Here is a 23,084-nt window from a genome sequence, read left to right on the forward strand (position 1 = left end):
ATGGAAAAATTTTACTTTTCAACGGAAAGAACGCAGTCAAACCCGGACACAAGTCCAAACAGCGGTAAAAGCAAAGATGGCTGTGTCTGCCGAAGTTTCGGGTCAACCTGAGGGCGAGGTTCGGATGGCAATCAAGGAATCTGAAGATATGAAGAAGCTGTTGAGAGCGCAGGCGAAAGAAGCAGCAGCAAAAGAACTGACGAGGGTGGATGAAGAAATGTTCGAAAATGACAGTGAAACGGAAACAGATTCAATGGCTAAAGCTCCGGAGCAGGTGACCGAGATTGCGAAGGCAGTGATGGCGGCGAAAGAGCCTGTTCTCGCCAATGGCAAGATCGCAAGATCAAGAGCGCCCCGGGAAGGAAAAAACTCGCACGCCAAGGATCCGGAAAAAGCCGCCGCCTCCCAGGAGCTCGAGGCGCGCCGCATGCGTCTCAAGAATCTGATCGTGCAGGGGAAGGAGCGCGGCTATCTCACTTACGCCGAAATCAATGATCATCTCCCCGACGATATGCTCGACGCGGAGCAGATCGAGAACATCATCAGCATGATCAACGACGTCGGGATTTCAGTTTATGACGAAGCGCCCGACGCGGAAACGCTGCTCATGTCTGAAACTGCCCCTACCGTAGCCGATGAGGATGTGGTGGAGGAAGCGGAAGCCGCGCTTTCCACTGTGGATTCGGAGTTCGGACGCACAACCGACCCTGTCCGGATGTATATGCGCGAAATGGGTTCCGTGGAACTGCTGACGCGTGAGAGCGAAATCGAAATCGCAAAACGTATCGAGGACGGCCTGAAGCACATGATACAGGCGATTTCCGCCTGTCCGACAACCATAGCCGGAATTCTCGAATTTGCCGACAGAGTGTCGAAAGACGAGATGCGCGTGGATGAGCTGGTGGATGGGTTGCTCGATCCCAGCACAGAGGAGATTATTAGCGAAGAGATTTCCGATGAATCCCTGGAACAGGAATTGAACTCGGATGCAGGAGAAGACGAGGATGTCACCGCAGTTGCAAATGCCAACCTCCTCAAGCTGAAAAATGACGCGCTAGAGCGTTTTGCAGTGGTTCAAAAGGCTTATGACGAGATGCAGAAGGTGCTCGAAAAGAAAGGATCAGGCAACAAAGCTTATAAAGACATCCAGGAGCAGATTTCATCCGAGCTGATGGCTATCCGTTTCTCTGCCAAAATGGTTGAACGGCTGTGTGATACACAACGTGCACTGGTAGATGAAATGCGCGGTTACGAACGAAAAATAATGGAGCTTTGCGTAAGCAAGGTGGGAATGTCGCGTAACCACTTCATCAAGACCTTCCCCGGTAACGAGAGCAACCTGAACTGGGTGGATGAGGAGATTGCGCTTGGCAAACCCTACAGCGCAGCCCTGGAACGTTATCGTCCCGAGATTGTGGAACAGCAACAGAATCTGCTGGCACTGCAAAAGCAGGTAGGCATTCCCTTGAAGGAACTCAAGGAAATCAACCGCCGCATGTCCACGGGTGAGGCGAAGGCGCGCCGGGCCAAACGTGAAATGACCGAAGCAAACTTGCGACTGGTGATTTCCATCGCCAAAAAATATACCAACCGGGGATTGCAGTTCCTCGATCTCATTCAGGAAGGCAACATCGGCCTGATGAAGGCAGTGGACAAATTCGAATACCGGCGGGGATACAAGTTTTCCACCTACGCAACCTGGTGGATTCGTCAGGCCATCACACGTTCCATCGCGGATCAGGCGCGTACCATCCGTATCCCGGTGCATATGATCGAAACGATCAACAAGATGAACCGCATTTCCCGCCAGATCCTGCAGGAAACCGGACAGGAGCCGGAGCCCGCCGTCCTCGCCCAGAAAATGGAAATGCCGGAAGAGAAGATTCGTAAAATCCTCAAGATTTCCAAGGAACCGATTTCCATGGAGACCCCGATCGGGGATGACGAAGATTCTCATCTCGGAGATTTCATCGAAGATTCAGCTACCATGGCACCCGCGGATGCGGCGGTTTACGCCAGCCTGCGCGATGTTACAAAAGATATACTGGATTCGCTGACTCCGCGCGAAGCAAAAGTACTGCGCATGCGTTTCGGCATCGAAATGAATACAGACCATACGCTGGAGGAAGTCGGCAAGCAGTTCGACGTGACGCGTGAGCGCATCCGTCAGATTGAGGCCAAGGCACTGCGCAAGCTACGCCATCCGTCCCGTTCCGAGCGCCTGCGCAGCTTCCTGGATACTGAAGGCTGATCAGCCTTCAGTGGCTAGTTCAATACAGTTCCAAGATAAGAGTTTTAAAGTTGTAAGAGGGTCTGTAGCTCAGTCGGTTAGAGCAGGGGACTCATAATCCCTTGGTCGTTGGTTCGAGTCCAACCAGACCCACCAGTAAATATGCGGCCTTCAGAGATGAAGGCCGTTTTCTTTTTGATAGTTGGCACAATTTTGGCACACCAAGCAATGGCTATCCTTTCCTTAAGACGCGCGTTCCAATAAGCTAGACGACAAAAGGTGTGGGTAAGATTGGGTAACTTGATGAAGCTACTCAGAGCTAATGTGTTCGTACTGGGGTGAAAAGCCTGTCCGTTGGCTGATGCAAGACAGGTAGCAGAAGGGATTTGACAGCGGGTAACGTTCTATCTGAGAGCACCTGTCCGGTGATTCCCTAAACGTTACTCAACGCCAAGCAGCGGTGTCGCTGTAATAATCTGACTTTCAACAGGTGCAAAGTGGCGACCGAATTACGGTGCTACGGCTTGCAAATCTAATGATGAGTTTGCGGGCAAAATGGAGATGATGATTTTGACTGAAAATTCCTTATCCCTCCTAGTCTTATTAAGAAGACACGCATCAAAAGAGCTACCTTAAGCTAGCACCTGGATGAATGTTACATAGTAGGTAGAGGTTGTTGCAGTAATAGGGTTGCCATTTCATCCTTATAGGGCATGATGGGTTCGTAGAGTTGGTGGTAAGCTCGACCAATTACTCCAGAAAACAAAATTACATCAGGCGGATTTTTACCTGCTCCGAAGATGTGCGACGCAGAAATTCCGGGATAAGGATCAATATAATAGACTCGGCTAATCCCTAACTGATAAGCTTTTTTTGCACACAGTTCACAAGGACTGGCAGTGGAGAAAAGAAATCCTGCCGAGATACCTTGGCCGCCAGATTTCGAAATCTGCAAAAACGCGTTCTCTTCTGCATGAAGCGATCGAGTATGGACTTGGTTCTTCTCCCCTACCAATTCGTTATATACAGACTTAAAGCAATAGGTTATATGACGACCATGAATCTCTTCGCGCTTTGACGCTACCGCTGGAATCGCGCCTAGTCCTTTCTCTCTGAACTCCTTATCAGTCAATTCGAATTTACTGAATGCTTCGTAGTCTTTTTGTTTGGTATAAAGATCATGTGAGTAGCGTAGCAAACAGGGAACTTGTCCTAGTGGCACGTCATTCCATCCTACCGCCTTTATGGAAAATGTCTCATCAGTTATTACAGCTCCGACCTGCCTAGAAATACATCCGGAGTTTAATCGCACGGCAAAGGCTGCTTGCATGCAACGCTCTTCTGGTGTTGGCGTGACGAGTCCTGGATGTTGGGCCAGAGCTATATAACGGCATAAGTTTCTGGTCAGATCGTGCAAATCGGTTAGTTCCGATCCGTACCCAATATTAGAGATATAGATGTCTGCAGCACTTATACAATCTTGTATGTTTTGCGACACAAATTGATCGTATCCAGTTAGATTGCGTTTGTTTTTTGGATATTCTTTATCATCCAAGGCCTTTATTTCGCTGCTTTTAAGTACGGCTCGGTGCAAAAGGCGATGCTGCCTCGATTCTTCATCTGTCGTTACGGCGATAATGAAGAGCCGGTTGATTTTTTCCCTCAGATAATGAATTTCATACGGATGACGGATGGCGTCAATAACGAAGTAGTGGCATATGGTCGATGTAAGCTCGTTAGAGCGCTGACCTAACTCTATTAGTTTTTCTATGCGTCTCGGAATTGCAAATAAATTCTCGGGATCTATTTCTTTTTTTAACGGTGAACCCGATCTTCGCACGTTATCTCCCAATTGCTGAAACAGGGCTGTATACGCGCTTAAGGAAAGAAAATCTTTTAATTCTGTGGCTAAGTTAGGAAGCGTATTAAAATAAAATTTGTCCGCATCAATTATTGCGTCCCGTGCCGCAGTAGAAACATGCGAAAGTGTTTTCAGACTCTTCGAAGCTGCATGATGCGCTTCTTCTAGTGCAGCACGCAATTTAGACGGCGGTTTACTACGGAATTGTGCCGTAAATTCATCAGGGTCTGCCTCAAGGGCAAAACTTAGAATGACTTGGCTGACTTGAATCTTACGAAATTTCGTCCATCGTTCTTTCAGCCAATGTTCAACGATCCTATCCTTTCGGTCTTCGTGGTTGGTTGGGGGGTTAGGTAGAGCTCGCCACTGTAATTCCTGAAACGATGATTTACAGAGTAGTTCAGCAACGGTAGAGCATCCGCTTCCGGTTCTGCCTGTTAATCCTAATACCAAAAATCCGGAGCTTCGTTCGAATATTTTTTCCGTCCCTTTAGCGATATTTTCATCGTCTAGACTACTGGCAGATTGTTTCTTCTTAGTCATTAGAAATATTTAGGTGTAAGTTTATATTCTATTACGCTAGTTTCCCGCGAAATAAAAACGAGCGTGGATTGCATGCGATTATACTGACGTTAGCTAATAGTGGGCATTGGACGAAGGTACGCCTGAGTATTGGTAGGGGTATTACAAAAGGAAAGGGCGTAGAAACCCCCAGAGGACAGCAGGTGGGCAGTGTAACGAGGTTAATCAAACCCGTAAGGAGATATTAGTAGGCGAGTAAATTCATTGTAATTAGGTGCTCCTGACGCGTGAAAATAGGTTAAGCGCTTTCCCCGCTTAAGTGTTTGCTTAGAAATGGGGGAAATTTAACAGTATCCCCCTGACGAAAGAACACATCCAAAACTACCATCAGATTTATTATCTATGTCATCTAATCATCGCAACTACTCCTTTTATGCTCTCTTGTTACCTTAACTGTGCCAATATTGTGCCAAATATATCTTCTATGAAATAAAAACATAGCCAGGACATATGGTTATAAATATAGCCCATAAGTCTATATATCCCTTGTTGTTATTTTTTCCTCTTTGCTCTATGATTCGCCCGTCTTTTTTACAAGAGGGAAATCATGGCAACAATACAAAGAAGAAGCGGGCGTGATGGGGACGTAACCTATCGTGTACAAATCCGACTAAAAGGTTATCCGCCGGAAACTGCAAGTTTTCAGCGTTTAACGGACGCCAAGGAATGGGCAGCCAAAACTGAAACCGCTATTCGTGCTGGTCGGCACTTCGGGCAAAGCAAGCGTCGCACATTCAACGATCTCGCGGACGAATATCAGGTTCATGCCAAAAACATCAAATGCCTTGGCCATTGGCGCAAGATATTTGGTAATGACCTGCTGGATAAAATCACCCCATCGCGAATCAACAAGGAACGCGATAAGCTGCTGAGTGAGGCCACTTCTCGCTTTGCCACTCCCGCCACTGGTAATCCCGAACTGGATGCCAAGCGACAACGAAGTTTGCGCACCGGCTCTACCGTTAACCGCTATCTTGCCGCACTTTCCTCCTGTTTAAGTTATGGAGTCAGAATGGAATGGATTGAGCGCAACCCTTGTGAGCGTGTGACCAAACCAAAAGAAGGGGAGGGCAGGGTCAGGTTCCTCACTGACGAAGAACGTCCCCGCCTATTGGATGCCTGCCTACCACACCCTGATCTCTATCTCGCGGTAGTGCTGGCATTAACCACCGGGGCTAGGCAAGCGGAGATCATGACCTTACGCTGGCATCAGATCGACTTCAAGCGGCAAGTGATAACGCTTGACAAGACCAAGAATGGTGACAAACGCGCACTGGCGCTGGTGGGTGAGGCATTCACTTTATTACAGGAGCGTGCCAAGGTACGCAATTTGAAAGATGACCGCATCTTTCCACCAACCAAATACGCCAAAAAGGCTCAGTATCTCGACCTGCGCGCTCAGTGGGAGGGCGCTTTGAAGAAAGCCGACATCAAGGACTTTCACTGGCACGACCTTCGCCACACGGCTGCTTCATATCTTGCCATGAGCGGCGTCTCGCTCGTGGAAATTGCCAAGGTGCTTGGACATCGAACAATGCAAATGGTGGCGCGATATTCCCACCTGTCGGAGGGGCATATTGTTGCTACGGGAGAGAAACTCGCAGCCCGGCTGGGAGTGGGGAAATGAATATGGTGGCTGGTAGGCCAGATGATTTGATTCCTTACCTCGCAGCGGCAGATATAGTAAAGAGGCGATATCGGGAAACAACCTTCGAAGAATTTGCAATGTGGATTTTCTTCGGGGGGTACCACTACTTTGATGAAGATCTGGATGATCTGGATGAGGATTCTCTTGACTGGTTTGAAGCAAACGAGGGAGGGTTTAAGTCTTATTTTCAGAATGACGAAGATATGAGAAGAGCGCTGGAGTTATTTGAACGGTTGACGCGGGGGAAACAATAGAATGGGAAGAAATACGTCAGAACCTCCACTTGCGCTATTTTTCGCGTTCTGAAATGGAATCCTATGACCCGCCGAACCGATGGTTAACGTACCAGCAACTGATGGATAAGTGGTCGAAGCTTATAGGTAAAGAGGATGCGAAAGCAAAAATCGCGAACCTGAGGCCGGATTTTCCGGTTCGGATAGTGACTCAAGGCAGGGAAATATGCATGTACTCTAAGTATGAATGCGATTTAATCGAACAAGAATTCGGAGCTAAAGCCGCAACGGTTGAGCCGCCCAAGAACTGGATCTTAAGAGTACAGGCTCAGGCAGCTATCGAATGGAAGAAATATCAAAAAATGCAGTGTAATCCCACCAAACACAGTATTAAAGACGAACTCGCCAGGTGGTGTAAAGACAATAACGTTCGGACCCCAACCCATATCATTCCTAGCGCTGACTATATTTACCGGCATGTGCTTCGGAATTGGGATCCCCCTAGCTAAAATCCAGTTAGGCGAGTTGGCAAATTAGGCAAACGTCCTTGTGCAAGAGTTTGCCAACGGCCCCAACGTGAAGCGAAACCCGCGCCAATACAAGGTTAGCGGGTTTTTATTTTTGTGGAGCTCGGATTACCTTTTTATACCTTGCCGGATTGTGATGAGAATCTTCTTCAACTCTAGAAAAGACGATTCAACATGAAAGTAAAATCCAATGAAGTAGAGCAAGTCGCAAAGAGCGAAATAAATGGGGTTTCGCCACGTCCTCTTTACACCCTTCGTAAATTTGCTGAGCGTAATTCTAACTTCACAACGCTGTCAGCAATCACCAATCAACACTTCAAATCACGTCCACGATTTTCCACTAGTGGAATAGTGCCGGGTAATGGCATGCACGACTTTGGTGTCTTCGTCCGGATCGGTCGGCGGGTATTAGTGGATGAGGAGGCATATTTTCGCTGGCTACATGCGCAGCAAAATGGGGATCGGAAATGATGCTCTCAAAAAAAAGTTGCCTATACCTAATGGGTGGCGTGCAGGAGATTGCGAGAGCATGATCCTTACCATTGCTGTGGGATCTGCCACCCCGCTCGGATCGTGCCACGGGGGAAACCCAGATGACTGAGATCAGCACTATCCGGGACGCACTGGAGTACATTTCTGCTCGCGATCGAGGCGTGTGGACCAGGATGGGGATGGCCATCAAATCCGAGCTAGGCGACGATGGCTTTGTTATCTGGGATGAATGGAGCATGCAAGACGCTTCATACGACCCAAAAACGGCAAAGATTACTTGGCGCTCGTTTAAGCAAAGCGGGGGTATAAGTATAGGCACCCTGTTTCACGAAGCAAAGACCAATGGTTGGCGCAGTGACGGAACCTTGCCAAAACCCTCTGCTGAAGGGATTGAGGCGCGACGTCGCGATGCTGCAGAGCGGCCAGCACTTCACGAAGAGGAAGAGCAGAAAAGGCAGGAGGCGGCCAAGCGAAAGGCAGCTTCGATCCTGGAGGCGGCAACGGGTGACCCGTCTAACCATCTCTACATTAAAAGTAAAAAGAACCCCCCAATTGGAACTTGGATTAAGCGCGGATATTGGCCGCAACGCGAATGGCATGATGCGTTGCTGGTACCCATTTTTCAAGCCGACACCAAGGTATGGTCTATCGAGGCTATTAATACGGATGGAAAAAAGGATAGCCTGAAGGACGGCAGGAAGGCAGGAGGTTTTCACCCTATAGGAAAGATTAAGGGTTCAAAGCAGGTGTTGATTGGCGAAGGAATCTCCACTATGGCGGCCTGCCATAATTCAACCGGTATTACATCGGTGGCGGCCTTAAGTGCAGGCAATCTTAAGGCTGTTGCGGAAGCAGTGCTTGGGCTTGCCCCTGATGCCGAAATCATCTTCATTGCAGACAACGACATCAAAGCTGATGGGACCAATGTAGGTTTAAGCGCAGCCAGAGATGCGGCTTATGCCTTTCATGCACGTGTGGCGATTCCCGAGCTTGATGGACGTACTTGTGACTTCTGGGACATATGGAGTGAGCGTGGGAAGGATGCAGTTAGGCATGCTATAGAAGCCGCAAGGACTCACACATTTTCTCTACTTCCTCACACCATCGCCGATGTAGATCGGCTTGGCCACGAAGAATCAGATCAGACGGGTCAGGGCGGGGTGAACCCATACGAGCCATGGACAGAACCACAACCGATGGCCGTCAAGGTGGAGCCGGAACCTTATCCGCTTGACGCGCTTCCCCATTCCATCCATGCCGCCGTGGAAGAAGTCGCAGGCTTTGTCAAAGCACCCTTGCCACTGGTGGCGTCTTCGGCATTGGCAGCGCTGTCTGTGGCGATCCAGGCTTATGCGGATATTAAGCGGGCAGAAAAACTCTCTGGTCCAGTGGGTCTGTTCTTGTTGACCATAGCCGATTCAGGTGAGCGGAAATCCACCTGCGATGGGTTTTTTATGAAAGCGATCCGCGACTACGAGGAGGTGCAAGCCGAGATCGCAAAACCGATTCTTAAAGACTACAAGGCAGCAATCCAGGCGTGGGAAGCCAAACATAATGGCATCAAGGAAAAAATCAAACAACTAGCCAAAAATAGCAAGCCAACGGCAGAAGACGAATCAGCTTTGCGCGATTTGGAACAGCAAAAGCCTGAACCCGAAAGAGTGCCGCGACTACTTTATGCGGACGCAACACCGGAGGCATTGGCTTACGGACTGGCAACGCAGTGGCCTTCGGGAGGGATTGTATCTGCCGAAGCTGGGATCGTTCTGGGCTCGCATGGCATGGGCAAGGATTCTGTCATGCGAAATCTCGCCATGCTGAATCAACTCTGGGATGGGAATCCCTTATCGATTGATAGGAAAACAACAGATTCCTTTGCTGTCCGAGGGGCTCGCCTGACTGTCGCCTTGCAAGTCCAGGAACCGACCTTGAGGGAGTTCTTTGGCCGTTCTGGGGCACTTGCCCGGGGTACCGGGTTTCTTGCGCGATTTCTTACATCCTGGCCCGAATCGACGCAAGGCTTTCGTCCTTTCACAGAAGCGCCAGAGAATTGGCCTCACCTTACCGCGTTCAATCGGCGCCTCGCTGATCTCTTAAATCAGCCATTGGATTAGACGATGATGGAGCACTGACACCGTCGATGCTAACCCTTGCACCTGAGGCAAAGGCTGCCTGGGTGGAGTATCACAATGAGATTGAAAAAGAACTTGCAAGCGGCGGAGAGCTGTATGACGTTCGGGACGTGGCAAGCAAATCTGCTGACAATGTGGCACGGCTGGCGACACTGTTTCAGATATTCGAGCATGGCATGGGTAGTGCCGTCCGAGTGGAATTTGTCGAAGCAGCGAGCCGGATCACAGCTTGGCATTTGAATGAAGCACGTAGGTTTTTCGGCGAGCTTGCGTTACCAGCAGAACTGGCAGACGTGGCGCGACTGGATACTTGGCTGATTGATTATTGTCGGCGGGAGCAAACGTATCTTGTTCCAGTCGCAAAGTTGCAACAAGGGGGACCAGGCGGACTACGCAGTAAAGCAAGCATCGAAGCGGCCTTGAGGGAACTGGAAGAGTTGGGGCGGGCGCGTTTGGTGCGGGACGGCAAGAAAAAAATGGTTGCCGTAAATCCGTGGCTGCTGAGCAAGGAGGGGAATAATGGCGCTTGTTGACCTGATCCGAAAACGGGGAAACAGGGAGTCTGCTAACGATAATCTTGCGAAAGTTGCTAATGATAGGGACCAGGCTGGCAAACCATTAGCAGAATTAGCACCTTTAGCATTAGCAAATCCTGGCAAAGAAGAAACGGTAAACCTGGATTGCCTGGCTGTGGGTGATATGGCGCAAACTTCCTTCAAATGGTGGGTTGAGTACTATGGAGATTATCCGATTGCCGAAGCATCTTGCTCTCCTGCGGCGAACGGGGCCGTGATAGAGCCTTCTCAACCAGGATCTGGAAAACCTCTTGCCCCTCTGAACCACAATGAGGAGAAGGTGATCCGGGAATGGTTAGCACACATTCGGGAAACCGATCCGGAAATGATCGCGCTCGTGTTGGAAGAATGCCGTACCAATGCAAATGCGAGGGATTACTTCCTTGGGCGAGCTGCAGTAGTTCGACGAGCTGCTTACCTCGGTGATGAACGTCGGCTTTGTAACCAATGTACGAATCTCACCGCAAAAGGGCTCTGTCTTGCTGCTCCGCGAGGTGAAATCGTGTGAGCCGCGACTGCCACGATACCCACCCTTCCGAGCCGATGTGAGGGATATAGGCCTAGACCGGATGACCCGAATCAGCGACCGGGTTGGATACGCAGGCCAGGGCTAGCTAGAAAGTAGATACAGTAGCTGATCTATAACGAGCGGGAAAGATTATGCCAATTTTGAAAAATGCTAGACATGAACGATTTGCCGCTGGGCTAGCGGATGGGCTTTCACAGGAGAAGGCTTACACAGGCGCCGGATTCTCACCGAAGGGCGCAAGGGGCTCGGCAAGCAGTTTGCTCAAGCAACATTCGTACATACTCAAACGCCGGGATGAGATTCTAATTGAACGTGAAAAGCTTCACGCCATGTCAACCACGAAAGCATGCGAAGCGCTGGCGATCGACAAGGAGTGGGTTCTCAACCAGCTTATTGACAACGTTTTTAAAGCGAAGCGAGGAGAGCCGGTACTCAACAAGGAAGGCGAGATTACGGGTTATCGTCCGAATTTCGGTGCTGCAAATGCGGCGCTTGCATTGATCGGAAAGGAGTTTGGTATGTTCCTCGGCAACAAGGAGCCTGAAGGGCCGGAACCCTATAGAGATATTGAGGAATTGAAAGAAAGAGTGCGACAGCGATCGATCAAGTTAGGGCTTGTCTTTCCAGAGATGTGTTTAAAGCGGTATGAATGACAGTTGTCGAATATCTATTTCAATGTCTGCACGCTTGGAAGAAACAAGGGTGTTTGGGAAAGGCTCGGTTATGTCGAGAATGGTGTGCACTAGGTGGTTAGGGCATTTAAAAGAGAGGGGAAATTATGTCACGTGAGTATATTAAAGCGGTAATGGAGAAGGTTCCCGATTTAACAAATTTCGGTATAGGAATATATGGCAGAGGTAAAGGGATGAGCTCGACCGAGTATAAAAAGAAATTTTTGGAAGAAAGGAAAAATCTTTTGGATAACGTTGAGATGTTCGTCATGGTTTGCAACTGGTTAATGTCCAAGCAGAAGATAAAAACCATCAACCAAAAACATTCTAGTTATGGACTGAAACATATAGCACAGCAGCAAATTGGCGAATATGTAACTAATGGTGTTTTTATAGCTGCTACCGTTCACTGCGGCTTCATCTATAAGCGAATCCCAGATTCTCCCAACGTAAAAATTGGTATTGGCGAAAGATCTCTCAAAAGCGTCGAATTGCTTTAGCATAATGACAGATAACTAGTGTGTATGTGTCTGGAGAGTGATATTCATAGTCCGATCTGGGATTGACTCGCCCCCAAAATCAGCAACGGTCTAAAGTAGAAAATCCTAGCTTAACGGTCAGCACCATAGACTGTCAATTCAGCGGAACCGGCACAAAGGGCAAGCGCCTAGCTCGGTGGGGGGAGTGAAATATCTATCGGAGCTTACCCCCTTCCACATACAGCAGCAGCGTCGGTTTCTATCATTACTTTCAAAGTGTTTCCAAAGCTCTTCAAATATTCGATGGAGAACTATATCTCCAGTCCATTTACCAACCCTAGAACCATTCTTTTACCAGTCTCCAGCGCAAATTTCGCTGCAGTATCTTCCATGGGAAATAGGTTGCGTGCAAAAGCAGTTTGTGAGCCTGTAAAAATTTGTGTTTGCCCCTTGTTAGGCTCTTCAATCTTTCTGATCTCGAGGGATGGTTCCCATTTAAGCCGCGCGATATCAAATCGTGCCTTTCCGATGATCTTATAGCCACGCAATTTCATTTGTTCGGTATGGCCGTAACGGAAATTAAGCCTTTAATGTACCGATCATAAAGCTTCTCGCCCTCTTTAGTGAGATTTACACTAGAGTTAAATACACCAGGTATCGGTATCTTCAACCCGTACGGAGTGGGTTTTGAAGCTTCATCAAATTGGCGAATTATCAAATATCCTTGGTATGAACCATCATCGTTACGGGCTACCTTAATGGACTTAGGAGAGAGATCGAAAGGATACGTAGTATTCATGTTCTTAGCTCGGAGCAAATTTTTAATCTTAGCAGCTCGATAAGTAAACAGGGTTAAGCCTCGCGAAGCCTCCAGCCATCCACGAAAATACTCAAAATCTCACGATAGCGTCCTGGTATATACAAATTGCCGCTCTATCACCCGGAACACATGCTCCACTCGCGCTTGGATAGAGGAATGTTTGCGGTTGCGCTGCTTCTGCCGTCACGAGAGATTCTGCCCGGGCTTGCGCTTATCCTGCACGCACAGCGTATCCCCAACTGCCGTGATCCCCGCTTATACTCATAACTGGTAACCTGCATCGCCAAAGATGACCTCATCTTGCTCTCGCAACAGTTTGGGCAGGACGTTTGATGTCAGCCTAGTTGGCAGCGGTAATTTCAATACTATGGAACGCGTAAGGACGAAAAACCGTTTGCGCCGTCCAGGGACGTTGAGGAGTTGAAGGAGCGTGTACTTCAACGCTCGATCAAGTTGGGATTGGTAAAACCGGAAATGTTATGTGGGAAAGAAAAATAATCTAGTTATTTATTCACAGTCCCATCCATCAGATTCTGTGGAAAACCGAGAACCGCTTTTATTATTTGAAGGGAACAGATATGAAAAAAATACTTTGTGACGCCCGCATATCCTGGTTTCTCGACTGTACAGTTTTGCAATGGCGAGGCATTTTTAATGCGCGATTATTGCTTGGCAGCATGCAGTAGAAAGTCGTGATCCCGATGTGAGAGGCGAGTTTACGATAACATATCCTATAACGCTAGAAGGTATTAATAACGGGAATTACATATACGTCCTGATGGTACCGTAACCGGAATCAATGAGATACACGGCATTCTGGATGATTGACAAAGCAGATACAGAAATGTCATGAGCAGGCAGAAATCTTGAGGGATGAGTGTCTTTAAGACGCAGTACCATGCTTTTTTATAGTAGGAGTGAACAAATGAGGCCTCCGTTTTGAATAGCCGGAGCAAGAGGTTTTTGGCGGCTCTCCAGAGTGGAAGTACGTATGAACGAATGACGATATTGGATGAAATACCATCCACCTCATCTATTCGTAACAGCGCTGCACTCCTGCTCAAGAGCGACAATGCGGCAATGCAGGTGATGGCGCTCAACATGTTGGTTACTGAGCATGGGTTTGGCTTGGCCGCAAGGTTCGCGGGGGATCTAGCGCGTGCCGCCTACACCTTTGCTCGTGAAGTCTATGCGAAGCAAGGGCAAGATGGCCAGCTTGCGCTATTCACCGTCAGCGCGATCGCCTCATCCGGAGTCCACGCATATAATCTTCTCGGGCACTATGCCGAGACTGTGGAATTTGCCGAAGAGGTGGTTCCTGAGCTGGAGGCCCTGGATGATAAGGCCAATCTTCCCGACGTCTACGCGCACCAAATCGAGGCTTTACTTGGCCTGCATCGTGTCGACGAAGCCTGCCGACTCTTGGAAAAAGCCGAAGCCCGAACGGAGCACTCGGTGCACCTTCAGAGGCTCAAGAATGCACTGAATGAGATAATCCAGAGCGCAACATTACTTCCGCCCGAATCGGCTCCTGCAACGACGATGGAGCTGGAGGCCTTTCTTGGCTTGGACAAGTTACTTCGTGAAGGCGAAAAAGTTCTCACGAAGTCGGGCGAAGAGATGAACGAATGGAAAGCGCACGCAACGTTACGCGGCGTCGGTCAGATCTTTCTCGATCATATACATGGGCCGGATCCGGTCCGGCTGAAGAAGGCCATACAGGAGCTTCTTCCGCTTGAAGTCTGGGCACGGATCAACGGTCATACTGATGTGTATAACGAGGCCCTTTGGGAATTATATCTCTGTCATTCCCGCCTGTGTGCTTGGTCGGCGGCTGCTGATGCGTTGCAAAACCTGCGGCTCAGTGTCGAGAAGAGACGAGCCGGGATCAGAAATCCTCTTGAGAGAGCGGGCGCAGGCACCAAATACCCTCATTTGTACCCGGCCTTGTGCCAGATGCTGCAAAAAGCCGGCCGTATCCATGAGTTGCTCGGTGCAATCGAAGCAGCCAAAGGGAGAGCTGTCGCCGATGTGATGGCGCAACGCGCAGACCAGGTCATCGACGAGGCGGAATTCGCGGAACCAGCGGGACGCATGAGTGAGTTGATGCGTCAAAACAACGCGCATTACTTGAGCTTCCTTGTAGATGAGGATATGACGCTTGCAGTGCTGGTGGGCAAGGACGCCCAGCTTTATCCATCAGGTCCAATACCGCTTGGCAAAGAGCAGATTCGAGATACCACTCCCTACGTCGACCCTCGATCATGGGGTTTGCCACACCCCTCGGATCTTACCGGGCCGGACGTTGAAGATACATCCAAGGTTCTCGCGCCGCTTGTCTCTTGGCTGGAGCCGCTTTTTGAGAGCGGAGTGATCGAGGACGAGGATCATCTCTGCTACTCGCCGGACGCGCACCTCCATCAGCTGCCGCTTGCCTACGTCCAGTTCATGGGCAAGCCTTTGGTCGAAAAGCTCTCGATATCCCGCACCCATGGCGCGCGGGCGTTGTCGCTAATCCTCGATAAGCAGCCCTCACGCCCAGCATCATTCGTAAGTGTGGAGGTTCCGGGCCTTCAAGATCTCTCGGAGCAAGCGATGCTGCACAGCTTGCATGCCGCTGGTGTCTGGCTCGCTGAGCACTTACCGGGCACAATCTACCGCGGTGAGAGGGGGACACTACAGGGGGTCTGCAGGGCGCAACTGGCCGGAAGGGTAGTACATTTTGCGACGCACGGCACATTTCCGAGGGAAGGGGATCCTGGTCCGCAGAATCCTTTTGATCATTCCGGTCTCGCACTTGCCGGCGCGGACGGGTTGCCTGACGTGACGCAAATCGCCCGTGGCAGGGCGGACGAGAAGCTGCTCACGCCCGCGCGGATGCTGGAGGCTCGCCTCGACTTTTCCGACAGCCATGTAACCCTGCAAGCCTGTGTGGTGGGTCTGGCACGCGAGGGCATTGGAGGTGATGCGCTTGGGCTTGACTGGGCGATCTTTCAACAGGGAGCGTCCAGCCTACTCGCAGCTCACTGGGACGTGAGCGCCGCACTGTCTGCTCAGTTCTTCCTTCAATTTTACCGCGCTTGGCTACAACAGGGTAAGCCGCGCGCGGCGGCATGGCGGGAGACGATTGCGGAAATGAGGAACGAAGGGGGAGCTCTCGCAGAACCATATGCGTGGGCGGCGTTCAGCCTTTCTGGTGACTGGCGTTGAGGTGACGCAAATGATGACTCAAGACATCTTCGTACGAATTAGGGCGTTGGATGACCGGAAAATCATCAAGTTACTCAGGTATCTGGGGCCGATGTTCTTCAAGGACCCCAGGATCCGCCGCCTCTTGGACTTTGAGGAAAAAGCTGGTCCATTGGCCGCCCTCGCAGTTCTCGCGCCCTCCAAGAAGAAAGCGTTGCTCGACACCAATCGGTCGATCTGGCTAGCTCGTATGTTGTTGTCTGCGTTCGCAGCACAACCACGCTTCGCCGAGGTTCTCGCCAAGGCGTTGGATAGCGTTCAGCAGGATGAGTTGGTGTTGGAGACCCAAGTCCCCCTGGGACTCATTACTGATTCGCTGAGGCTTTTGGCCTCCGCGCATATTGCGGAGACTGGCGGTGCAGTGAACCGCAACTTGATAACAGATTATCAAACGCCTGACGCTCTCGTCAAAATAGCGCAGATCGCACTCGCGGCGGAAAGCACTCCGTCACCGATTCAGTGGTCGCTGCCCTACCCGAACATCGCTGTCGATGACGTGCATCCGGTCATCGCTGTCGATGACGTGCATCCGATCATCGCTGTCGATGACGTGCATCCGATCATCGCTGTCGATGACGTGCATCCGATCATCGCTGTCGATGACGTGCATCCGATCATCACTGTCGATGACGTGCATCCGGTAGCACCGATTCGGTCGTCGCTACGCGAGGTCTACCCGGACATCGCTGTCGATGACGTGCATCCAGTAGCCAACACGATTGTTCGCTTTACCGTCTCGCTTTCCCCGCAGGAGACTACGGATACTGCAGGTGCGGTGCGGCTGCCCGAGACACCGCCCGAGTTCGAGCACAAGTTGTTGGTGCATCTGTTGTTCGGAACTTCCTCGGCATGGGACACGCTGACCTGGTCGGTTCAGCGCGGCACGATCAAGACTGCCAGCTTCGCGCTGCCCGCGCCGGCGATCCAAGGGAGGCGGGCGCTGGTCGAGGCACGTGCAAATTTCTATCTCAATCAGCGTTGGTGCGGCGAAGGCCAACGCAATCTCGATGTGCGCAGAGACTCAACGGTGGCGATGCAGACAAACATTCCGCTACCGAAGACGCCGCCGTGGCGGCGTGACTTGGTATTGCAGCCTGATGCCCACCCACCCGATTTGACCGTGCGCATCCAGAAGGGAACGATACCAGGCGACTTCAGCTGGACTTGCCTGAGTCCCCACCTCAAGTTCCCACCGCCAGCGAAAGAAGGCGACAATCGCATGTCGCTGAAGGAAGATGCGGCGAATTTCGTGCGAATGACCTTTGCGCCATTCGCCAACATGCCTTTGGAGAGCCTGAAGATGGCCGAGTTAGAAGGTGCCGGCGAGAAGATCTACCGAAGCACCCCGAAATATTTCCGGGACTGCTACTGGACCTTGTGGCACAAGGCTGCCGCAGGCGGATTTAAGTTCAATTCCGTGCAGATCATCACCGATGAACCCTGTATGCCTTGGGAACTGATGCGGCTCAGTGACTTAACGCGGGCGCCGCATGTTGCACCCGAACTGCTTGCGATCCGCCACTGCGTTGGTCGCTGGTTGGCGGATGAATCGGCGTCGATGCGACAGTGGATCAGTGTCAGCAAGGCCGCCGTGTCGGCGTCTTCCTACGACGGAATCTCCGGGGTCTCAGGTAAGCTGCCGTGGGCCGCTAAGGAGCACAAGCTCATGGTCGATACCTATCGCGCCGATGAGGTGCCTCTCACCAGTGAAAGACTGCGCGGTTTTCTCGAAGGGGGGGTGGCGCAAGCGCTGCATATTGCCTGCCACGGCCAGATGTCGATCATCGACCCGGACGCCTCGTACCTGTTGATGGAGGACACGCCACAAAAACTGACGCCGCTGCTGGTCGCGCGTCATGAAGTCTGCAATGGCTTTGGCAGGCAGCATCCGTTGGTGTTCCTGAATGCCTGTGATGTCGGCGCCATAGGCGCCTCGTTATCGCTGGTAGCAGGCTTTCCCGCTGCCTTTCTGTACGCCGGCGCGTCTGCACTGGTATCGCCACTGTGGGCAATCAACGATGAGCGCGCGCAAAAGATCGCCGAGGAGTTCTATAGGGAAGCATTTGTCGCCAGCGGCGGCAAACCGCTTGGCGCCGTGCTGCGTGACATACGTGCGCGCTGGAAGGAAGAAAAGCATCTGACCTACCTCGCGTACGTTTTGTACGGCGACCCGATGGCCCAGGTCGACTATCACTAGCCAATCAGGAAGGAGCAATGCAAGAAAACTTCACACTCGTAGGTGACTTTACCCCGACCCAGCTCGATCAAAGCGGAATCACCTTGGTGGCGCCCGGTTTGTTTGGCAGCGGTATGTGGCTTGCAAAGCGCATGGCTGGCGAAACCCGCGAATTTATCGGCCAAAAGAGCGAGTTGGACCGAGCGATTGAGGAGGCTGGAGCCGAGGATCGGCACACGCTCGTTATTGATGCCCCCACACCTGCAATTCCCTCAATGGGCGGTGGACGCGGTACTGATGGTGTTGCCAACGACGAAATTCTGTTGCAGGTGCCGCTGGCGACCGACGAGGCCGCAGTCGTCATGTATATCGACGAAGCGGGCATCGTCAGCTTCCACTACGCACAGGCGCCAGCAGCGCCAATGCGCGGCTTGCCGTCTCGCGCTTTTGGTGCTGACCGACAGTTACAGTTCTTGCTGAAGCTGCGCACGGGCGTATCCAAGGAGCCGGGTGAGTCACGCGGGTGGATCGCCAAGATCACGTCGAAGATCATCAAGGTACTGGTGGTGAAGATCTTCCCCGATCAGACTGGAAGCTTCATTGCAAGGCGAGTGCAGGCTTGGGAGCAGAAGCAGCGAACCTTCCAAGGGCTGCACGGTGGCACATGGGCACAGTTACTCGACCCGACGCCAACCCCGGTCGATAACTTGGCGCCTTATCAGGGGCGCCGTTCGCTGCTTCTCATTCACGGCACCACCAGTACGACTGCCGGCGCCTTCGCCGGCTTGGTAACACAGCCTGTGCTGCTCGATCGACTGCACACAATGTACGAGGGGCGTGTGCTCGGCTTCAACCACCACACCCTGAGCGTCTCAGTGGCTGAGAACCTGCGTCAGTTCTTCAGCGCTTTGGCTGCATCGGCAGGTGAGTACAAGTTTGACATCCTTTGCCACAGCCGCGGCGGATTGCTCGCGCGTGCGCTCGCCCACCTGACAGATGTGCAGGCTGGCAAACTCACGGGCACTGTTTGGCAGCGCCCAAGCCAAGCCAAGGTAAATATTGGTCATATCGTGTTCGTAGCCACGCCGAATAGCGGCACCGCGTTGGCTGATCCGGAGCGCATCCCCGGTTTTGTTGACCGTCTCGCCAATTACGTAAACATGCTGCCCGATGCGACGTTCACTATTGCGTCCGGTGCGCTACTTTCACTAGCTGGCGCAGCCGCGGAAGTCGCTCTGCCGCGTCTGCCCGGGCTTTCTGATCAGGCGCCAGACAGCCTGTTGCAGCAGATGCTCGCACCACCGCCCCGGGGCTTTGATCGCTTCTACGCGTTCAGCTCCGACTACGAGCCACGGGGCGATCTCATTAGCGTGATTAAGGACGGAGTGGTCGACCGTATTTTTCGCAGCAAAAAGAATGATCTTGTGGTACCGAGCGATGGCGTGGCGACAACGCCGTACTTTGCTCTGCCGGCCGAGCATTGTTTAACCTTCCCGCCCGAACGCGCCGTGCATCACAGCGCCTTCTTTGGCCAGCCGGAGATGCGTTACATTGCCGATTGGTTGGAGCAACCATGAAGTATAGCGGGGCGAATTCCCCTGTCGCCTTCATTGTTTCACAGAAGGAAATGGCACGTTTTTGGCACATTAAGAGATAAAAAACCAGAATAAACTAGAATACATTAAAGGAGTTAAGCAATTGATCCTACTATTTTATTGTATTCTGTTTTACTTTGGCTTTCGCACTTTGCCCGACTCATAATCCCTTGGTCGTTGGTTCGAGTCCAACCAGACCCACCATATAAAGGCTTGCGTATAAAACCGTGAGCCTTTTTCTTTTGTAGGACACTTAAGGGCAATATCCAATCGGTTGCGGTTCAGTCAGGAACCGATGGGTAAACTTTCCAAAACGTCACAAAGGAAAACCTACTGAGAGGTCCGCATCTTAATGAGATTAAGCAGATGGCGATTGGCCGACTAACAGTCAAGGTTATGATCAACTGAGGAAAAGTGCCAGTTTTGGGCATTTCTATAGCGCGTCCAGCTTTCATTAAATCCGATATCGGGGTTATCGAGGCCGGAAATAGGTCGAGATCCTTCTGTTTAGCACTTCGAAAACGTGCCTAGCCTCCGGCCGTCGAATCATCTTAATAAACGTATATCACGTAGCCTGGAATTCATACGAAGGGTGGGGCAGATTTAACTACGCTTAACCAAGATATCGGCAAGTCTGCGTATATGCTGCTGGCGCTCTCTTTCAGGGGACTGGGGGTCACGCTTAATGGCCCAGAATCGGGCCAATCCCGTCAGCGAGCGAGGGGGCTTACTTCACCTCAAATCGATTGCTCAACGCCCTAAAACTGCACGCGGCGTACTCAGGCTCCGTAACGATGTGTTAGAAGGCAGTCACAACCTTTGAGGTGATCCGCTTACTTTGATTGCCTTTAATGACTAGAACATCTGCGCAATCGTCTTCATGGGCAGCAACAGTTTATTTGGCTGTTCGGGGAATTGTTGAAAGTCATAATGTCGGTAAAAGTTTACTGCCTCATCACGTTGGCATCGACAATCACGGCGACAGCCGCCACTTTGTCCGTGTTCTCGAGAGCTTTACTTAGCGCGTCCATCAGCAGGAACTCGCGCCAGTTCCAGGTACCTGACAAGCATTTCCATCCCCTCAGTCTAAAGTTTCCCCCCAGCCTTGCTGGTTCTGTCAGATCAACCATTGTCAGTGTCTCCTCCAGAGCCAGTCTCCATGCCTCGCTTGGCAATGAGCAAGATTTAACGCAAGCACTCCTGCACATTCAGCAATCTGCTCTGCCGTAGCCTCGGCAATCAGTATACCGGCCAATTTGTAGCCAGCACGACACGGTTTTACCAACGCCTCCCTTGCCCGTACTGTACCCAAGTCCAATTGCTGACTCTGCGCTGAGGCTTAAAATAGGCCCTTGGTTCGCCCCATGGTGACGCAGCAATACACCTACGCCTATGGCGCTGTCGGCCGGTTGATGGATGCTTTGATTCGTTGATACTGCCCCACGTCAATAGCACATGCATGCAAGTGTTTCTGTGACCTGCTAAAAATTTTGTAACCACGCGCTGAGTGAGTCTTCATGTTAATTTTGACATGGAGGCGCATATGAAGAAGCGATTTAGCGAAGAGCAGATTATTGGGATATTGAGGGAAGGTGAAGCGGATGGGGTGGTTATCCGTGATGTATGCCGCAAGCACAATATTACCGAGCAGACATTTTTCCGGTGGCGCACGAAGTTTGGGGCATGACGGTATCGGATGCGCGCAGGTTAAAGGATCTGGAGTCGGAGAACGCGAAGCTGAAGAAGATTGTTGCTGAGCAGATGCTGGCTATCGAGAGTTTGAAGGAAATTGCCACAAAAAAATGGTAACCCCGGCAGGCAGACGCGAAGCGCTTGGAATTCTGACGGGCCAGGGATTATCGCAGCGGTCAGCATGTCGAATTGCCGGGGTAAGCCGTCGTATTGTCAGCTATGAGGTCAAGCAGCCTGATAGGGACCGTGCTATTGCTGCACGGCTAATTGAAGCATCAAGCCGCTACCCCCGGTTTGGGTATCGGCGCATTGCTGTCATGACTGATCAGAGCAGGGGCTGTGTGGCGCTTGTGGAATCAGTTGGGACTAAGCTTACCCAGGCGCAGGCCCAGGAAGCGCCGCTGGGACAGATATACGCTTTCCTGGAGCAACCAAACCAAACAGGGTCTGGACTTATGATTTCGTCCATGATGGTCTGGCCAATGGCCAGACGCTAAAGCTGCTTTGCGTGCTGGATGAGCATACGCGTGAGTGCCTTGCAATCGAAGTCGGCAAATCCCTGCGTAACCAGGACGTCATCCTGAGCCTGTCACGGCTGATGCGCATCTATGGAAAGCCCGCCTTTATTCGCTCAGACAATGGCGCGGAATTTACTGCAACCGCAGTAATGAAGTGGCTGCGAGACAATAACGTGGGGCCAGCTTTTATCAAGCCTGGCAGCCCCTGGCAGAATGGATTCGTGGAAAGCTTCAACGGTAAATTGCGTGATGAATGCCTCAACCGCGAATGGTTCATCACACGGCAGGAAGCGAAAGTATTGATTGAGAAGTGGCGGCAGTTTTATAACAACGAGCGTCCGCATTCTGCGCTCGGCAACCGAACTCCAGCCCAGGCAGGCTTGCAAAGATTGCAAATTCAGAAGGCTTGAACCGAAAGACTCACTTTCAAACTGGCTACAAAAACCTGTAGCAGGTCATCTGGATGAAATTGCTCCACGCTACCCGAATGAAAATGTTGGCAGGGGGCTTGACGGCGCAGGCTGGCATAAAAGCCAGGAAGTCGAACTGGCGGAAAATGTGCGCACCCTGTTTTTGCCGCCCTATTCGCCTGAACTCAACCCGCAGGAGCACGTGTGGGATGAACTGCGCGAGAAGTTCTTCCACAACCGTTCATTCGACAGCTTGGACGCGCTGGAAACACACTTGGAGAAAGCCTTGAGGTGTCTGGAATCAAGCCGGGAATAATTACTTCTGTGTCTAACTAGAATTGGAATAAGGCTCCGCCACCATGGATCTGCCCCCCCTTTTAAAGCGGGATGCGAACAGTCTCGACCTTTTCAGAATTATTGCGGCCTGCATGGTCATCTACGGTCACGCGTATGTGCTGACACCTGAAATAGGGCGTCAAGATTGGCTTAAAACACACGTAGGGTTCGACCATGTAGCGTCACTTGCGGTCAAGATCTTCTTTTTCATTGGTGGCTTGGTCGTCACTAATATATGAATATGACGACTTCGGTTGACAGTTTTGATAAATTGAAACTGTTTTCAGGAGTTGTTCATGAATCTACAGGCACAAAGAGATATATCCCGC

17 protein-coding genes, 1 tRNA gene and 1 pseudogene are annotated in these 23,084 nt (G+C 51.2%); 16 read left to right on the forward strand and 3 right to left on the reverse strand.

Annotated elements, in window-relative coordinates:
• Nucleotides 1-217: 217 nt before the first annotated feature.
• Together rpoD and BMY01_RS05535 are read left to right on the forward strand one after the other, a co-directional pair.
• Nucleotides 218-2,251, forward strand: a complete 2,034-nt coding sequence (rpoD, locus tag BMY01_RS05530; RefSeq protein ID WP_439331396.1) for an RNA polymerase sigma factor RpoD — start codon at nucleotides 218-220, stop codon at nucleotides 2,249-2,251.
• A gap of 58 nt (nucleotides 2,252-2,309) precedes the next feature.
• A tRNA-Ile gene (locus tag BMY01_RS05535) sits at nucleotides 2,310-2,386 on the forward strand.
• 499 nt (nucleotides 2,387-2,885) lie between these two features.
• Here the strand turns inward: BMY01_RS05535 and BMY01_RS05540 are convergent.
• Nucleotides 2,886-4,634 carry a hypothetical protein gene (locus tag BMY01_RS05540; RefSeq protein WP_074745057.1) on the reverse strand — a complete coding sequence of 583 codons (1,749 nt, stop codon included), beginning with the start codon at nucleotides 4,632-4,634 and terminating at the stop codon, nucleotides 2,886-2,888.
• A gap of 586 nt (nucleotides 4,635-5,220) precedes the next feature.
• On the opposite strand from BMY01_RS05540, the gene BMY01_RS05545 reads away from it, so the two are divergent.
• The 8 genes from BMY01_RS05545 (at nucleotide 5,221) to BMY01_RS05580 (ending at nucleotide 11,980) form a co-directional block, all read left to right on the forward strand.
• The gene (locus BMY01_RS05545; RefSeq protein WP_074745059.1) at nucleotides 5,221-6,300 is read left to right on the forward strand and encodes a tyrosine-type recombinase/integrase; all 1,080 of its coding nucleotides are present in this window, start codon (nucleotides 5,221-5,223) and stop codon (nucleotides 6,298-6,300) included.
• Nucleotides 6,297-6,575, forward strand: a complete 279-nt coding sequence (locus tag BMY01_RS05550) for a hypothetical protein (protein WP_139176741.1) — start codon at nucleotides 6,297-6,299, stop codon at nucleotides 6,573-6,575. The genes BMY01_RS05545 and BMY01_RS05550 overlap by 4 nt, the downstream gene beginning before the upstream one ends.
• A 680-nt stretch (nucleotides 6,576-7,255) precedes the next feature.
• On the forward strand, nucleotides 7,256-7,552 hold the full coding sequence (locus BMY01_RS17325) for a hypothetical protein (RefSeq protein ID WP_139176743.1): 297 nt from the start codon (nucleotides 7,256-7,258) through the stop codon (nucleotides 7,550-7,552).
• A gap of 122 nt (nucleotides 7,553-7,674) precedes the next feature.
• Entirely contained in the window at nucleotides 7,675-9,687 is a 2,013-nt protein-coding gene (locus BMY01_RS05560) for a DUF3987 domain-containing protein (protein ID WP_139176746.1), read from the forward strand.
• A gap of 14 nt (nucleotides 9,688-9,701) precedes the next feature.
• Entirely contained in the window at nucleotides 9,702-10,238 is a 537-nt protein-coding gene (locus BMY01_RS05565) for a DUF3987 domain-containing protein (RefSeq protein WP_302848419.1), read from the forward strand.
• Nucleotides 10,225-10,788, forward strand: a complete 564-nt coding sequence (locus BMY01_RS05570; protein ID WP_074745069.1) for a hypothetical protein — start codon at nucleotides 10,225-10,227, stop codon at nucleotides 10,786-10,788. The genes BMY01_RS05565 and BMY01_RS05570 overlap by 14 nt, the downstream gene beginning before the upstream one ends.
• 152 nt (nucleotides 10,789-10,940) lie before the next feature.
• Nucleotides 10,941-11,462: a terminase small subunit gene (locus BMY01_RS05575; protein ID WP_074745071.1), complete on the forward strand. Its 522-nt coding sequence runs from the start codon at nucleotides 10,941-10,943 to the stop codon at nucleotides 11,460-11,462.
• A gap of 125 nt (nucleotides 11,463-11,587) precedes the next feature.
• A complete protein-coding gene (locus tag BMY01_RS05580) occupies nucleotides 11,588-11,980 on the forward strand; it encodes a hypothetical protein (RefSeq protein ID WP_074745073.1) in 393 nt (130 codons plus the stop codon).
• A 290-nt stretch (nucleotides 11,981-12,270) separates the two neighbouring features.
• Here the strand turns inward: BMY01_RS05580 and BMY01_RS05585 are convergent, their stop codons facing one another.
• Nucleotides 12,271-12,513, reverse strand: coding sequence for a hypothetical protein (locus tag BMY01_RS05585; RefSeq protein ID WP_074745074.1), 243 nt, complete (start codon nucleotides 12,511-12,513; stop codon nucleotides 12,271-12,273).
• Between the two features lie 1,265 nt (nucleotides 12,514-13,778).
• On the opposite strand from BMY01_RS05585, the gene BMY01_RS05595 reads away from it, so the two are divergent.
• From BMY01_RS05595 to BMY01_RS05605, 3 genes are read left to right on the forward strand one after another with little or no spacing between them, the layout of a single operon-like run.
• Nucleotides 13,779-15,989, forward strand: coding sequence for a CHAT domain-containing protein (locus BMY01_RS05595; protein WP_074745078.1), 2,211 nt, complete (start codon nucleotides 13,779-13,781; stop codon nucleotides 15,987-15,989).
• 10 nt (nucleotides 15,990-15,999) lie between these two features.
• Nucleotides 16,000-18,225: a CHAT domain-containing protein gene (locus BMY01_RS05600; protein ID WP_175463206.1), complete on the forward strand. Its 2,226-nt coding sequence runs from the start codon at nucleotides 16,000-16,002 to the stop codon at nucleotides 18,223-18,225.
• A 17-nt stretch (nucleotides 18,226-18,242) separates the two neighbouring features.
• On the forward strand, nucleotides 18,243-19,781 hold the full coding sequence (locus BMY01_RS05605) for an esterase/lipase family protein (protein ID WP_074745081.1): 1,539 nt from the start codon (nucleotides 18,243-18,245) through the stop codon (nucleotides 19,779-19,781).
• A 962-nt stretch (nucleotides 19,782-20,743) separates the two neighbouring features.
• On the opposite strand, the gene BMY01_RS05610 is transcribed toward BMY01_RS05605, so the two are convergent.
• Entirely contained in the window at nucleotides 20,744-20,929 is a 186-nt protein-coding gene (locus tag BMY01_RS05610) for a hypothetical protein (RefSeq protein WP_074745082.1), read from the reverse strand.
• 413 nt (nucleotides 20,930-21,342) lie between these two features.
• On the opposite strand from BMY01_RS05610, the pseudogene BMY01_RS05620 reads away from it, so the two are divergent.
• From BMY01_RS05620 to BMY01_RS18740, 3 genes and pseudogenes are all read left to right on the forward strand, one after another.
• Nucleotides 21,343-22,419: pseudogene (locus tag BMY01_RS05620) on the forward strand (IS3 family transposase).
• Complete coding sequence (locus BMY01_RS18585; RefSeq protein ID WP_139176749.1) at nucleotides 22,313-22,735, forward strand: transposase; 423 nt, start codon at nucleotides 22,313-22,315, stop codon at nucleotides 22,733-22,735. Before BMY01_RS05620 ends, BMY01_RS18585 begins: the two are co-directional and overlap by 107 nt.
• A gap of 43 nt (nucleotides 22,736-22,778) precedes the next feature.
• A complete protein-coding gene (locus BMY01_RS18740) occupies nucleotides 22,779-22,994 on the forward strand; it encodes an acyltransferase family protein (RefSeq protein WP_074745083.1) in 216 nt (71 codons plus the stop codon).
• Nucleotides 22,995-23,084 lie beyond the last annotated feature (90 nt).

Origin of the sequence: Nitrosospira multiformis, assembly GCF_900110185.1 — a bacterium.
GTDB classification, from domain to species: Bacteria; Pseudomonadota; Gammaproteobacteria; order Burkholderiales; family Nitrosomonadaceae; genus Nitrosospira; species Nitrosospira multiformis_A.

Bases quoted from the DNA above. Each gene is read 5' to 3' on its own strand.
- BMY01_RS05585 (WP_074745074.1), bottom strand. From the start codon at position 12,513: ATGAAATTGCGTGGCTATAAGATCATCGGAAAGGCACGATTTGATATC.
- BMY01_RS05570 (WP_074745069.1), top strand. From the start codon at position 10,225: ATGGCGCTTGTTGACCTGATCCGAAAACGGGGAAACAGGGAGTCTGCT.
- BMY01_RS05605 (WP_074745081.1), top strand. From the start codon at position 18,243: ATGCAAGAAAACTTCACACTCGTAGGTGACTTTACCCCGACCCAGCTC.
- BMY01_RS05600 (WP_175463206.1), top strand. From the start codon at position 16,000: ATGATGACTCAAGACATCTTCGTACGAATTAGGGCGTTGGATGACCGG.
- BMY01_RS18740 (WP_074745083.1), top strand. From the start codon at position 22,779: ATGGATCTGCCCCCCCTTTTAAAGCGGGATGCGAACAGTCTCGACCTT.
- BMY01_RS05540 (WP_074745057.1), bottom strand. From the start codon at position 4,634: ATGACTAAGAAGAAACAATCTGCCAGTAGTCTAGACGATGAAAATATC.
- BMY01_RS05560 (WP_139176746.1), top strand. From the start codon at position 7,675: ATGACTGAGATCAGCACTATCCGGGACGCACTGGAGTACATTTCTGCT.
- BMY01_RS05575 (WP_074745071.1), top strand. From the start codon at position 10,941: ATGCCAATTTTGAAAAATGCTAGACATGAACGATTTGCCGCTGGGCTA.
- BMY01_RS17325 (WP_139176743.1), top strand. From the start codon at position 7,256: ATGAAAGTAAAATCCAATGAAGTAGAGCAAGTCGCAAAGAGCGAAATA.
- rpoD (WP_439331396.1), top strand. From the start codon at position 218: ATGTTCGAAAATGACAGTGAAACGGAAACAGATTCAATGGCTAAAGCT.
- BMY01_RS05545 (WP_074745059.1), top strand. From the start codon at position 5,221: ATGGCAACAATACAAAGAAGAAGCGGGCGTGATGGGGACGTAACCTAT.
- BMY01_RS05550 (WP_139176741.1), top strand. From the start codon at position 6,297: ATGAATATGGTGGCTGGTAGGCCAGATGATTTGATTCCTTACCTCGCA.
- BMY01_RS05595 (WP_074745078.1), top strand. From the start codon at position 13,779: ATGACGATATTGGATGAAATACCATCCACCTCATCTATTCGTAACAGC.
- BMY01_RS05610 (WP_074745082.1), bottom strand. From the start codon at position 20,929: ATGGTTGATCTGACAGAACCAGCAAGGCTGGGGGGAAACTTTAGACTG.
- BMY01_RS05580 (WP_074745073.1), top strand. From the start codon at position 11,588: ATGTCACGTGAGTATATTAAAGCGGTAATGGAGAAGGTTCCCGATTTA.